The sequence below is a fragment of the Halorussus gelatinilyticus genome, assembly GCF_023238445.1.
Taxonomy (GTDB): Archaea; Halobacteriota; Halobacteria; order Halobacteriales; family Haladaptataceae; genus Halorussus; species Halorussus gelatinilyticus.
Genome location: NZ_CP096658.1, coordinates 1,251,449 through 1,264,033 on the forward strand (window position 1 = coordinate 1,251,449; position 12,585 = coordinate 1,264,033).

General features: G+C 65.1%; 11 protein-coding genes. 5 read left to right on the top strand and 6 right to left on the bottom strand.

Translation table 11 applies throughout. The annotated features are described in order from the left end of the window. Positions 1 to 40 precede the first annotated feature (40 nt). The 5 genes from aspS (at position 41) to M0R88_RS06600 (ending at position 5,281) form a co-directional block, all read left to right on the top strand. Positions 41 to 1,351 carry an aspartate--tRNA(Asn) ligase gene (gene aspS, locus M0R88_RS06580; RefSeq protein WP_248656151.1) on the top strand — a complete coding sequence of 437 codons (1,311 nt, stop codon included), beginning with the start codon at positions 41 to 43 and terminating at the stop codon, positions 1,349 to 1,351. 104 nt (positions 1,352 to 1,455) lie between these two features. Further along, positions 1,456 to 1,785, top strand: a complete 330-nt coding sequence (locus tag M0R88_RS06585) for a DUF5783 family protein (protein WP_248656152.1) — start codon at positions 1,456 to 1,458, stop codon at positions 1,783 to 1,785. A gap of 247 nt (positions 1,786 to 2,032) precedes the next feature. Continuing rightward, positions 2,033 to 3,280, top strand: a complete 1,248-nt coding sequence (locus tag M0R88_RS06590; RefSeq protein ID WP_248656153.1) for an ABC transporter substrate-binding protein — start codon at positions 2,033 to 2,035, stop codon at positions 3,278 to 3,280. Between the two features lie 54 nt (positions 3,281 to 3,334). Further along, positions 3,335 to 3,700: a NifU family protein gene (locus tag M0R88_RS06595; RefSeq protein ID WP_248656154.1), complete on the top strand. Its 366-nt coding sequence runs from the start codon at positions 3,335 to 3,337 to the stop codon at positions 3,698 to 3,700. Positions 3,701 to 3,793: 93 nt separating this feature from the next. Continuing rightward, positions 3,794 to 5,281 (top strand): sulfatase, encoded by a 1,488-nt coding sequence (locus M0R88_RS06600; RefSeq protein WP_248656155.1) that lies wholly within the window; start codon positions 3,794 to 3,796, stop codon positions 5,279 to 5,281. A gap of 165 nt (positions 5,282 to 5,446) precedes the next feature. Here M0R88_RS06600 and M0R88_RS06605 read toward each other — a convergent pair whose 3' ends face one another. The 6 genes from M0R88_RS06605 to M0R88_RS06630 all read right to left on the bottom strand — a co-directional run bounded on the left by M0R88_RS06605 (position 5,447) and on the right by M0R88_RS06630 (position 12,396). Next, positions 5,447 to 6,472, bottom strand: a complete 1,026-nt coding sequence (locus tag M0R88_RS06605; protein WP_248656156.1) for a lysylphosphatidylglycerol synthase transmembrane domain-containing protein — start codon at positions 6,470 to 6,472, stop codon at positions 5,447 to 5,449. A 117-nt stretch (positions 6,473 to 6,589) separates the two neighbouring features. Continuing rightward, positions 6,590 to 7,489 (bottom strand): ketopantoate reductase family protein, encoded by a 900-nt coding sequence (locus M0R88_RS06610; protein ID WP_248656157.1) that lies wholly within the window; start codon positions 7,487 to 7,489, stop codon positions 6,590 to 6,592. Positions 7,490 to 7,537: 48 nt separating this feature from the next. Then, on the bottom strand, positions 7,538 to 7,879 hold the full coding sequence (locus M0R88_RS06615) for a DUF7130 family rubredoxin-like protein (RefSeq protein WP_248656158.1): 342 nt from the start codon (positions 7,877 to 7,879) through the stop codon (positions 7,538 to 7,540). Positions 7,880 to 8,156: 277 nt separating this feature from the next. Continuing rightward, positions 8,157 to 11,705, bottom strand: a complete 3,549-nt coding sequence (locus M0R88_RS06620) for a DNA polymerase II large subunit (RefSeq protein ID WP_248656159.1) — start codon at positions 11,703 to 11,705, stop codon at positions 8,157 to 8,159. Between the two features lies 1 nt (position 11,706). Continuing rightward, a complete protein-coding gene (locus tag M0R88_RS06625) occupies positions 11,707 to 12,126 on the bottom strand; it encodes a PPC domain-containing DNA-binding protein (RefSeq protein WP_248656160.1) in 420 nt (139 codons plus the stop codon). A 99-nt stretch (positions 12,127 to 12,225) separates the two neighbouring features. Beyond that, positions 12,226 to 12,396, bottom strand: a complete 171-nt coding sequence (locus M0R88_RS06630) for a DUF7556 family protein (protein ID WP_248656161.1) — start codon at positions 12,394 to 12,396, stop codon at positions 12,226 to 12,228. Positions 12,397 to 12,585: the final 189 nt, after the last annotated feature.

The following is a 12,585-nucleotide window of genomic DNA, read 5'->3' on the forward strand; positions in this document are numbered from 1 at the left end:
TGTGGGAGAGACTGGGCAAATACTGTAGCAACCGCGAGCCATGATAGACCGAACGTATTCCGACGAGATTACTGCCGAACAGGACGGCGAGACTGTCTCTATCGCTGGGCACGTCCACGAGATTCGAGACTTGGGCGGACTGACCTTCGTCATCGTGCGCGACCGCGAGGGCCAGACCCAAGTCGTGTTCAAGGAGGAGAACGACGAGGACCTCTTCGAGGCCGTCCAAGACCTCCACAAGGAGGACGTCGTCCAAATTTCCGGGCGCGTGAAGGCCAGCGACCAAGCACCCGGCGGCGTCGAACTCGCCCCGACCCGACTGGAGGTCATCAGCGAGTCCGACACGCCCCTGCCGATGGAGGTCGCCAAGGACGTCGAGGCGGACCTCTCGACGCGACTCGACAACCGGGCCATCGACCTCCGGAAGCCCGAGAACTACGCGATCTTCTCGCTGCGCTCGAAGCTGATGTCTGCGATGGAAGAGTGGTTCGACGACGAGGGCTACGTCGACGTGGACACGCCACTCATCTCCCAGGAGGGTGCGGAAGGCGGTGCGGAGCTATTCCCGGTCGTCTACTACGGCGACGAAGTCTTCCTCTCTCAGAGTCCGCAACTCTACAAGCAGATGCTGATGGCCGCCGGGTTCGACAAGATCTACGAGACCGGCACCGCGTTCCGCGCTGAAGCGTTCGCCACCTCCCGGCACGTCTCGGAAATCGCGATGTTCGACGTGGAGTTGGCCTACATCGAAGACCACCACGACGTGATGGACGTCCAGGAGGAGTCCCTGCGCTACGCGCTGGAGCAGGTCGCGGAGAACGCACAGGACGAGTTGGACGTTCTCGACGTGGACCTCGACGTCCCGACCGAGGACTTCCCGCGCATCACCTTCGAGGAGGCCCGCGACATCCTCGCCACCGAGTTCGACCACGTTCCGGACGACAGCGACGACCTCGACACCAAGGGCGAGAAGTTGCTCGGCGAGTACTTCGAGGAGCAGGGCCACCCCGCGTTCTTCGTCGTCGGCTACCCCAACGAGAAGTTCTACTACCGGCAGGACGTGTCGGGCGACGACATCGCCTCCCGGAAGTTCGACCTCATCTACAAGGGCCAGGAACTCTCGTCGGGCGGCCAGCGCGAACACGACATCGAGACGATGGAGCAGTTGATGGACGAGCAGGGAGCCGACCCCGAGAACTTCAAGTTCTACCTCGAAGCGTTCCGGTTCGGCATCCCGCCCCACGGCGGCTACGGACTCGGTATCGACCGTCTCGTCCAGAAGGTCGCGGACCTCGAAAACATCAAGGAAGCCATCCTGTTCCCGCGAGACCCCGACCGCGTGACGCCCTGACCGGAGACCGATACTCCGGCGCTCCCGACCTCGACACGCCGTCGGTCGCGGCGCGAATCGACCAATCGTCTCACTTTTAGTCGTCGTGGCCCAACCGTCCGGGCATGGCCGACTTCGACCCCGAGAAGTTCGAGGACAAGTACGTTCACTACTTCAACGAGTTGCAGAAGGCGTACAAGAACGCGTTCAACCGACTCAACGACCGATACGACTCGGAGCTAATCCACGCAATCGACCAGCAGATCCTCAACGAGAGCGAACCCTTCTACGAGGGCGACGGCGAGTTCCGCGTCGAGTTGCCCGAGAATCCGGTCGAGCGCGTGCAGGGCATCGTCGTCAAAGACGAGAAAGTCGAGGAGATGCTCGACATCTACGTCGAGGAGATAGAGACCGAACTCCGGCGCGTGTTCGGGTTCGAGTCCGAGAGCGAGTAGCGCCCCGTCCGGTAGATCTCCGTTTTTCGGCCGTTTCGAGCTTCGTCCCGCGCGCTCGACGCTCGTCCGGCGTTTTCCGTGGAGACACGAGAGCGAGGCGTCTCACCCTGGTTCGGGTCGATAAACCCTTTGGAGCTATATCGAATCCGCGGGCATTCCCCCGAAGCGAACCCGAACGTGGTTCGCAGGCGACAGGAGTTTAGGCATACCAAAATATCTAAGTCGGAGTTTAGGGCAGCCTAAAGATATGCGAGAACCATCGGCTTCGAGACTGACGCGGCGGAGTTTGCTAAAGGGCACGGGCGCGGCCGGCGTTGGCGCGTTCCTCGCCGGATGTACGGGCGACGGAGCGAGCGACGGAACGCAGACGAGTGAGACCGGAGGGTCGGGGACGACGACCGAGACGACCGCGGCCGAGTCCACCGCGACGGAGACCGGCGGCGGCCACTCGGTGTCGATGTCCCCGGTGGGCACCGTCGTGTTCGACGCCGTGCCCGAGGAGGTCTTCACCGTCTTCCCCCAGTACGCGGACATGGCGGTCGCGCTCGGCCACGGCGACGCGGTGAACTCGGTGTACGTGCCGGAGATGTCGGGCACGACGATGAACCACTACAACCACCACCTCGACGGCGTCTCGTTCGACTGGAAAGGGCTTCACGACCCGCTGAGTAACGGGTTCTCGAAGGAGTTGCTGTACAAACTCGGTAGCGACGTCCACCTGACCGACCCCGCGTGGGCGACCACTCAGAGCAACTGGGACCGGTCGGACGTGGAGGAGATCGGCTCCCAAATCGCGCCGTGGTTCGGCAACTTCTACAGCGGCACGCACTCCCCGGCCCCGGACGGGTACGGCAACTACCAGTACTACGACCTCTGGGAACTGTTCGGGAAAGTCGCGGCGGTGTTCCGCGAGCGCGAGCGGTACGAGGCGCTCGCGGAGGTCCACTCGAACCTCGTCTCCTCGATTCGAGAGAAACTTCCGCCGAAGGAGGAGCGCCCGAGCGTCGTCCGGGTCACGCTCGCGCAGGACGGCCAGTCGTTCTACACCTATCACCTCAACAAACCGGGGTACTGGCTGGCCGACACCCGGCCGCTCGGTGCGAACGACGCCTTCGCCGACGAGGACTGGCAGAACCTCTGGGGCACCGTCGATTACGAGACGATGCTGAAGGCGGACCCCGACGTCATCCTCCACCTGTGGGGCATCACGCCGAGATACAGCATGGCCGACACGCGCTCGAAGCTCGAAAACCACTCCAGCGGGAGCCAACTGACCGCGGTGCAGAACGACCGCGTGTACGCCGCGGGGATGCGGTATCAAGGTCCAATCATGAACCTGTTCCAGATAGAGATGGGTGCCAAACAGCTCTACCCCGACCTGTTCGGCGAGTGGCCCCGCTACGAGGACGGCGACCACTACCCGGAGATTCCCGAAGACGAGTGGCTGTTCGACCGGAACGAGGTCGCCGACATCGTGACCGGAGGCGGCCGGTAGCGACGAACCGCGGTGAACCAAAGGTCTAAGAACGCACGAACCCTACCCCGCCGTATGAGCACCGAGACTCAGGACGACGGGGACGACCTCGAAGAGCGCGTCAGCAACTTCCTGCGGCGCAACTTCCCCCAGATTCAGATGCACGGCGGGAGCGCGGCCATCCAGAACATCGACCGCGAGACCGGGTCTGTCCACATCCAGTTGGGCGGCGCGTGCAGCGGTTGCGGCATCTCGCCGATGACGATTCAGGCCATCAAGAGCCGGATGGTCAAGGAGATTCCCGAGATCGAGAAAGTCAACGCCGAGACCGGAATGGGCGGCGACGGCGGCCACGGCGGCGGTGGCGGCATGAGTCCCTCGTTCCCCGGCGAGACCAGCGACGACGGCGACGACGACGAAGGACCGCAGGCTCCGTTCTAAGCCTCGATTTCCGGCCGCGAAACGTCCCAATTCTTCCCGTAGAACGCGGCTAACATCAGGATATTTATCCCGCCGGGAGTTGGACGCTACGGTATGACTGACGACGACGCTCCGGGGAACGTCGTGTTCGTGGTCATGGACACGGTTCGCAAGAGCCACCTCTCCGTCTATGGCTACGACCGACCGACGACGCCAGGCTTGGAGCGGTTCGCCGACGAAGCGGCCGTCTTCGAGCAGGCGGTCTCCCCCGCACCGTGGACGCTTCCCGTTCACGCCTCGCTGTTCACGGGCATGTATCCGAGCGAACACGGCGCGAGCCAAGAGAACCCGTATCTGGAGGGCGCGACGACGCTCGCCGAGACGCTCTCGGGCGCGGGCTACGACACCGCCTGCTACTCCTCGAACGCGTGGATTACGCCCTACACCCACCTCACCGACGGATTCGACGACCAGGACAACTTCTTCGAGGTGATGCCCGGCGACTTCCTCTCGGGACCGCTGGCGAAGGCGTGGAAGACGATGAACGACAACGAGACGCTCCGGAAGGCCGCCGACTACCTCGTCAGCGTCGGCAACAAGATTCACGAGTACACGGCGTCGAGCGAGGGCGCGGACTCGAAGACGCCGCAGGTCATCGACCGGACGATGGAGTTCATCGACGACGCCGACGACGACTACTTCGCGTTCATCAACCTGATGGACGCCCACCTCCCGTACCACCCGCCCGAGGAGTACAAGCAGGAGTTCGCGCCGAACGTGGATTCCACGAAGGTCTGCCAGAACTCCAAGGAGTACAACTGCGGCGCGCGCGACATCAGCGACGGCGAGTGGGAGGCCATCGAAGGACTCTACGACGCCGAGATTCGCCACATCGACGCGCAACTCCAGCGCCTGTTCTCGTGGATGCAGGACAACGGCGAGTGGGAGGACACGATGGTCGTCGTCTGCGCCGACCACGGCGAACTCCACGGCGAACACGACCTGTACGGCCACGAGTTCTGCATCTACGACCCGCTGGTGAACGTCCCGCTGATGGTCAAACACCCCGAGGTGGAGTCGGGCCGCCGCGAGGACGAGCAGGTCGAACTCGTGGACCTCTATCACACCGTGCTGGACCACGCCGGCGTCGAGGCAGAGCGCTCGACCAAGCCGCTCGACCGGACGCGCTCGCTCCTCGACGCCGATTATCGCGACTTCGCCGAGGGAGAGTACGCCTTCGTGGAGTACTATCGGCCGGTCGTGGAGCTGAAGCAGCTGGAGCAGAAGGCCGCCGACGCGAACATCGAGTTGGACACCGACTCGCGATTCTACTCGCGGATGCGGGCCGCGCGTCGCCCCGACGCCAAGTACATCCGCAACGAGCGCATCGCCGACGAGTTCTACCACCTCGACGAGGACCCCGAAGAGACGGACAACGTGCGCGGGGAGGGAAGCGACGAGGAGGCCGAACTCGAAGGCGCGCTCTCGGAGTTCGAGGAGAGCGTCGGCGGCGAGTGGAAGGAAGTCGAGGACGACGACGTGCTGGACGACATGAGCGACGACGCGAAGGACCGGCTACAGGACCTCGGGTACATCGACTGAGTGGACGACCCGCGGTAAATTCGGCCGCGGCGATTCGTCCCGAATCGCCGCGGCCGAATGCGGTTTCGGGCGTTTCGGCGCGACTCGGCGAGTCGCGCCGAAACGCGCCGAATCGAATCGGAAATCGGGACGTGCCGAATCAAAAGTCGGAACGGCCGCCTCTTTTCACACCGAATCGACGCCGACGATGCTCACGACGCTGCCGCCGATGGTGATGGGCACCCAGTAGATAGCTCCGCGGAAGATGGCGACCGCGGCGAGCGCGGTGCCGGACTCGACCCCCGCACCGGGGAGACTCGCCAGCAGGCCGACTAACACCAGTTCGATGCCGCCCGCACCGCCCGGCAGCGGCGTGATGCCCGCGATAGCGCCGACGGGAACGACGAACAGGAGGACCGAGAACGGAATCGGCGAGCCGATGGCCGCGAACGCCAGCCAGAGCGCGACCATCTGGCACACCCAGCCGGCGGTCGAGGCCGCGAGCGCGAGCGTCAGGCCGCGTCGGTTGGTCGCCACGCGCTCTATCGACTCGAAGAACTCGCCGACGCGCGCTTCGAGCGTCTCGCGGCTGAGCGCCACGTCCACGGGCGCGACGCGCGTGACGAACCGGAGTATCGGCGCGAGGAGCCGCGCGATGGCGCGCCGGAGCGCGTCGCGGTTGCGCCAGCCGAAGATGCCGGCGACGGGGACGGCGACAGAGAGGACGACGATGACCATCGTGGCGAGTCGGAGGCGGCGACCGAAGTCGGTCTGGGTGGCGTAGAAGCCCGCACCGCCGAGCGCCAGCACGATGGAGGGCACGAAGTTGAGCGAATCGACGCTGGCGATGGCCGCGAGTCCGCGCTCGTACTCGGTGTCCGCGACCTTCGAGATGAGCAGGGCCGTCACCGGCTCGCCGCCGGCCTGTCCGAAGGGCGTGATGTTGTTCGAGAACATCGCGCCGTTCAGGATGAAGAAGGACTTGAGGAACGAGACGTCCACCCCGAGGACGTCGAGAACCGTTCGGAGACCGAATCCCCACGCTGCGAGCCAGCCGAGCGTGACCACGACGATGAGCGCCACTAGCTCGGTGTCGGCATGTCGAAGCTCCTGGACGAACCCCTCGACGCCGACCAGATAGAGGAGGAGCCCGAGAATCGCAAACGTCCCGAGAAACCCGAGAATCGTCGTTCGCAACTGCGCACCGTTCATGGACGAAGCTTGCTTTCTGCGGTAATCAGTATGTCGAAATCCGCACTCGACGTTCGACGGTGGACCGAGAGGTAAGTCGGCATGACTTCTCGCATCTATCAGCGTCGCCGGGGCAATTCAATCCTGCGGGCGCTCGCGCTCCCAAGCTCGGAGCAATTTCGTTAAGGTGCGATTGACCGGCACCGAGACGCCTCGCTCGCGCGCGCACGAGAAAACGTATCCGTTGATGGCTTCGACTTCGGTCCGTCTACCCGCCTGCACGTCCTGTCTCATCGAAGAGGTATTCGCGGCGGTCGCCTCGGCGACGCGCTCGACCGCTCGGACGGCCTCGCTCTCGCCCAGTTCGACGCCCTCGGCGCGAGCGACGCGAGCGGTCTCGCGGGCCGCGTCGCCCGCGACCTCGCGGGCCGGACCGTCCAGTAGCGCGCCGTTCTCGACGCGGGCCAGCGCCGTCGTCGCGTTGATGCCCGCGTTGACCGCCAGTTTCTCCCAGAGGCGGCGGGGCATGTCGTCGGCGACGGTGGTCTCGATTCCGGCCGCGGCGAGGGCTCGGCCCGCCCCGTCGGCCGTCTCGGAGGTCCCGCCCTCGCGCGGGCCGAGGACGACTTCGCCGCGACCGGTACACTCGACCGCGCCCGGTTCCCGCCGGACCGCGCCGTACGTCGCGGTGCCCGCGAGGACCGGACAGTCGAGCGGTCGGGCCAGCGTCTCCTCGTTTCCCATGCCGTTCTGGAGAGAGAGCACAGCGTCGATTCGGCCCGTGGCGAGCGTCTCGGCGGCGTCTTCGGTGTCGAACGCCTTGACCGTCACCACCGCGAGGTCGGCGTCGAGGTCGGTCCCGTCGGTGGTCGCCTCGGGGGCGACCGTGAAGTCGTACTCCCCGCTCACGCGCAGGCCCGACTCCCGGACCGCCGCGACGTGCGGGTCGCGTCCGACCAACGTGACCGCGTGTTCGCGGGCGAGGAGTCCGCCGACGAGACTCCCGAGGCTTCCCGCGCCGAACACGACGATGTCCATGTCCTCTCGTCGGGACCGCGGGTAGAAAAATCGGTCCGTCTCGCCGCGTCAGTCCTCAGTCCAGTACATCAGCGCCTCTTTCGGCTCGCCGCAGTTCGGGCACTCGTCCGGGATGCCGTCGTCTATCTCGCCCATCTCGCCGCAGTTGGTACACCGCCACATCAGCTCGGCCTCGCCGAAGTCGTGGCCCGAGCGGGCGTGTTCGATGCTCATGCTCTCGACGCCCTCTCTGGTCGAGACGAAGAAGCCGCCGTTCTCCAGTCCCCGGACGTTGCCGAGTTCGTTGCCGTCCTCGTCGTAGACGGTCTGGCCGAAGCTCACTTCGAGCGCATCTTCGACCGCTTTCGTGTCCCCGTCGTCCTCCGCGGGTTGCTCCCCGTGTCCACTCATATGCGGGGATACGCCGTCATTCCTGATAAAGCCGGTCGCCGATTCGGACGAGCAGTCGAAACGAGAAGCCGAACTGTCCACCAGCAAGCACGCAGAGACACCGACGAGAATAGGCTAGCAATTCGACCGCGAGCGAGGGAACGGAGTGACCGAGCGAGCGGACCAAGGGAGGATCAAAGTGAGCGAAGCGAACGGCGGGACGACCGCCGTGTTTTTCATGAAAGTTTTGCTAGGGAGAAATCGCGGCGAAGCCGCGATTTCGACCGCAGCAAAAGTTTCACATGAAGTCCGCGATGCTCCCCTGCTTGTTCTTGTCGTTCTCGAAGATGGACTCCAGCCTGCGGTCCATAATTTCGAGGCGCTGTTTCGTGTACTCCCGGCAGTCGTACTTGTCGGCGACCTGAATCGCGGTCTCCATGTACTTGTTCACCGACCCCTGATGCACCGTCAGGTTGACCTGCCCGCCGCAGTCCCGACACTCCTTGGTCAGGGGCATCCGGCGGTACTTCTGACCGCAGTCGAGACATCTGGTCTCCTGGCGGGAGAACGCCCGGAGGTTGCCGATGAGGTCCGGCAGGAAGTGGTACTCGATGACGCGCTCGGCCACGTCGGTCTCGTCCACCGAGCGCAGTTTCCGGGCGAGCTCCAACTGGGCGTCCATCTTGTCCATCATCGAACCCAGCGTCTTGTACGCCGAGAGGTCCGGCCCCAACGCGAGGTCCGAGGTGTCGTGGCTGTGGTGGAAGTCGGTGTACTCGCGGTCGGTGCCGAGGGTCTCCTCGGCGATGGTCATCACGTCCTCGACCGCCTCGGGGTCGGCCATCTCGCGGGTCGCCTCGTAGAACTCGCGGGGGTACTGGCGCACGATGTCCATGTTGTGCGCCTCGTCGTCGATTTCGGAGGGGTCGATACGCGAGGACATGACGAGGGGCGCGTCCATCTGACCGCCGCGCTTGTCGGGGAGGAACTCCTTGCTGAAGTTCAAAAGCCCGTCCATCAGGAGCATCACGCAGTCCTCGTCGCCGTCGCAATTACGTCTTTTTGCTGCGTGGAAATAAGGGTGGGCGTACCCGACGGCCGCGGACGTGAACCCCACGATTCGACCGACCACGGCCGCGGAGGTGTGGGGAGCCATCCCGAAGACCAACTCGCCGACGAGGTCGTCGCGCTCGTCGAGTTCGTAGAAGGGGTCGAGACCGTAATACTGCTCCAGCAGGTCGTCCACGAAGTCGGCGGTCTGCAGGAGGTGTTCGGCCGCGCCGTCCGAGAGGACGATGTCCTGCACCTTGAGTTCGACCAGTTGGTCGTCGTGGCGGAGCGGGTCGCCGTGAACGTCCTCGTCGTAGCCCAGCGACCGGAAGTGGTCGGCGGTCACGTCGAGTTCCGCGGGCCGGACGCTCGTGACCGGCAGGTCGGTCATGTCGTAGCGGACCGTCCCGTCCTTGAACGCCGACACGTCGTGCTTGGCTCTGAGAACGCCCTTCTCGATGGGTTCGGGCGTCTTGTACGACGACGACAGTCCTTTGACGCCTTTGAGCGTGTCGAAGGCGTTCTCGCGCTCGCCGACCGATTCGAGCGCCGAGCGGAACTCGTCGTTCACGTCGATGGTCCGGCGCTCGACCGGCGTGGCCTCGACCTCGCAGCGGTCGCAGACCGCCCGCCCCGACTCGTCTAACTCGACCACTGAACCGCACTCGGGGCATTCGAAGTGGGCGAAGGTGTTGCCGCCGCACTCGGGACACTTACACTCGAAGGTGTGTTCGCCGCAGTCCTCGCACTCCCGGCGACCGACCTGCGCGTCGACCAGTCCGGGCGTGCTCTCCATATCGGGGGCGTGTTTCGCGGCGGCGGCCACGTCGCGCTGACTGCCGCCCGCCTCGCCGATGGGGAAGAGGGTGTGGACCGCGGGCGAGAGTTCGCGCTCCTCGGACTTCTCGGGGCGACCCATCCGGTTGCCGATGCGGGTCGGGGCGCGCTCCCGGACCTCGAAGGGCGCGACCTCGTTGACGGCGCGGACCGCGTTGTCGCCGTCCTCGTCCTCGCCCCAGTTTCGAGCCTCCGCGGAGAGGTCGTCCCACGTCTTTTCGAGGTCGTCGGTGACTCCGAGCGACCGGGCGAGCGGTCGCCACTCCGGGATGCGAATCTCGGTCTCCTCCTGCTTGTGCGGGACGAGGAGACATTCGAGCGCAGTCCGGACGGCTTCCTCGGTGAACTCGACGTAGAGGTCGCCGCCCACGACCTCGCCGTCGGCGACCGTCTCGGCGAGCGCCTCGAACTGCTCGACGGTGGCGTCGTGCCAGAGGTAGGTGTACTTCGGATGGAGCGGGCAGTCGTAGTCGGTGGCCCATTCCAGCGCCTCGTCGGGGGTCGGGTCCGAGAGGTTGACGCTCGGAGAGTCCCGAAGCGCCTGTACGTCCGCGCCCGCCGCCTCGAAGTCCTGTTCCCACCACTCGACGGTGTAGGAGGCGGGCGCGAGCGGGTGGTTGTTCTCCACGAACTCGCCGTAGTTGACCAGATATTCCCCGAGGTCCAGAATCTTCTCGACGCCGTTCCGGAGTTCCAGCGCCTCGTCGGGGTCGTCGATGCGCCGCACGTCGCCGTTGGCGAGTCGCACCGTGGGGCCTTCGATGGAGTCCACGGGCACGACGCCCGCGGCCTTGCCGGGGCGCTCGGTCTTGATCTGCGTTCCGGTAGCGAGGAAATCGTCCACGAGGTGCATCGTCGCGGGGTGGACGCCCGCGGTCGCGAAGCCGTGGTTACGCGCCCGGCCGTAGCGCAGGCGGAATCCCCCGGACTCGCTCGGGTGCCCGAAGACCGGGCGTCCGGCGATGAGGTCCCGGAGGAACTTCGTGGCGGGTTCGACGCGGGGCGGGCCGGAGGCGTCCTCGATTTCGTCCTCGGCGTCCGCTTCGGCGGCGTCGGTCTCGGACTCGTCGCCCTCGTCGGCGTCTTCGTCGTCGCTCTCGCCTTCGTCGGCGTCGTCCTTCCCGATGGTGCCGTCGATGAGGTCCTGCAACCACGGCCAGTCGATTTCGTCGAGATTCCGGGTGTAGCGCTGAATCTTGGGTGCCTTGAGCGCGATGCCCTCCGCGAGGACCAGACACATGCCACCGCGGGCGTTGTTGGTATCGACCCGTTCGAGGTCCCGAAAGCCCGAGACCTCCTCGTCGCCGGTCGATTCCCCGTCGAGCATGATGGGCATGTGTTCGGCGATGAACTTGGTCTCCTTGTCCTTCGGCGAGTACTGAAGCCCGGTCTCCTTGTCGTAGAGGTTAATCTCCTCGGCGTAGCGTTCTATCTCGTCGTCGCGGGCCTCGTACTCCGACATGCCGACCAGCGCGCGGGTGTAGTCGGCCACGAGGACCGACAGGGCCTGAGCGGTCCCGCCGGCCGAGCGAATCGGCCCGGCGTAGTAGACGTTGACGAACTCGGTGCCGTCGTCGTTTTCGAGGACTTCCACCATGTCGATGCCCTCGATGGGCGCGGCGACGACGCCCTCGGTCAAGAGCGCCACCGCGGTCCGGACCGCACCCTCGACCTTTCCGGCCTTGCTCTCGTAGTCGCCGACGCGACCCTCCGCGAAGTCCTCGGCGAGTTCGAGCGCGGCCTCCTCGCGACTCATCTCGCCTTCCAACTCGCGGACGCGCTCGGCCACCCCGTCGATGCCGAGGATGTTCTCGACGCGGTCGGCCATGTCCTTGGCGACCGGAATCTCGACCTCGGGTTTGGGGTCGCCGCTGTTTTCGCGCGCCTCGCGGGCCACGTCGAACGCCTCGTCTAAGTCTGCCTCCAGGTCCTCGAAGTATCGCTCGTCCTCGGCCCGCATGTTAGAGCCAGAGGTCGAGGTCGGTGGGTTCGTCGGGTTCGCGCTCCAGTTCCTCCTCGAAGGTACGCACGTAGAGTTCCCCGGCGAAGACGGTGGCCGAATCGAGGTGTCCCGCGAGCGTCTGGCCGCTCTCGCGCGAGAGAACGGCGTGGGTGTGGGCGAACCGCTCTCCGTCCAGCCACGAGATGTTGCCGACGCACGCGGCGACTTCGAGCGGTTCGTCGAACTCGACTTCGCGGTACTCCAGTTCCGACTGGTCGTAGAACCAGACGGTCGCGTCCTGAACTGCGCCCATGGCGACGAACCACGCGGCGTCTACGTCTTCGTCGACGGCGAGCGACTCGATCTCCTCGCGCCAGTCTTCGCCGTGGCCGAGTCTAGCGACGAACTCGCGGTCCCCTGAGACCTCCCGGTAGTTCATGGTAGATGGAATGGACAGCGGCGGCAAAAAGGTTGAGTATTGGCTCGTTACCGAGATTCGACGGAACCGCGAAGAACGGAGAGTCGGGGGGAGGGACCGCTACTGCCAGCTCTGGAGGTCTACGCTTCCGGAAACGGGGACCGAAAGCCACGCGCCGTCGGCGGTCGTGTCGGCGATGATGAGTCGCTCCGTGCGACCATCGTCGTCTAACGAGGCCATAACCTCGTTCTGTGCGACCGAATTCGACGGAGTGGCCGTGTTGTGGGCCATACGTGACACATGGTATCATGGGTTAATAAACGCTCCGAAACGGCAGACCAGTGGGAGGAATCGAAGGCTTCAAATACTGGTAACTGATACCACGGCGCAATACTCCCAGATTTCGTTCACGAGCGGCGAGCGCGGGACCACCGTCGCACGGTCTACTTCGAACGTTTCGGCGCGAAACTAAGAAAATAA

Coding starts and splice junctions, on each gene's coding strand:
- aspS (WP_248656151.1), top strand. CDS start 41: ATGATAGACCGAACGTATTCCGACGAGATTACTGCCGAACAGGACGGC.
- M0R88_RS06585 (WP_248656152.1), top strand. CDS start 1,456: ATGGCCGACTTCGACCCCGAGAAGTTCGAGGACAAGTACGTTCACTAC.
- M0R88_RS06590 (WP_248656153.1), top strand. CDS start 2,033: ATGCGAGAACCATCGGCTTCGAGACTGACGCGGCGGAGTTTGCTAAAG.
- M0R88_RS06595 (WP_248656154.1), top strand. CDS start 3,335: ATGAGCACCGAGACTCAGGACGACGGGGACGACCTCGAAGAGCGCGTC.
- M0R88_RS06600 (WP_248656155.1), top strand. CDS start 3,794: ATGACTGACGACGACGCTCCGGGGAACGTCGTGTTCGTGGTCATGGAC.
- M0R88_RS06605 (WP_248656156.1), bottom strand. CDS start 6,472: ATGAACGGTGCGCAGTTGCGAACGACGATTCTCGGGTTTCTCGGGACG.
- M0R88_RS06610 (WP_248656157.1), bottom strand. CDS start 7,489: ATGGACATCGTCGTGTTCGGCGCGGGAAGCCTCGGGAGTCTCGTCGGC.
- M0R88_RS06615 (WP_248656158.1), bottom strand. CDS start 7,879: ATGAGTGGACACGGGGAGCAACCCGCGGAGGACGACGGGGACACGAAA.
- M0R88_RS06620 (WP_248656159.1), bottom strand. CDS start 11,705: ATGCGGGCCGAGGACGAGCGATACTTCGAGGACCTGGAGGCAGACTTA.
- M0R88_RS06625 (WP_248656160.1), bottom strand. CDS start 12,126: ATGAACTACCGGGAGGTCTCAGGGGACCGCGAGTTCGTCGCTAGACTC.
- M0R88_RS06630 (WP_248656161.1), bottom strand. CDS start 12,396: ATGGCCCACAACACGGCCACTCCGTCGAATTCGGTCGCACAGAACGAG.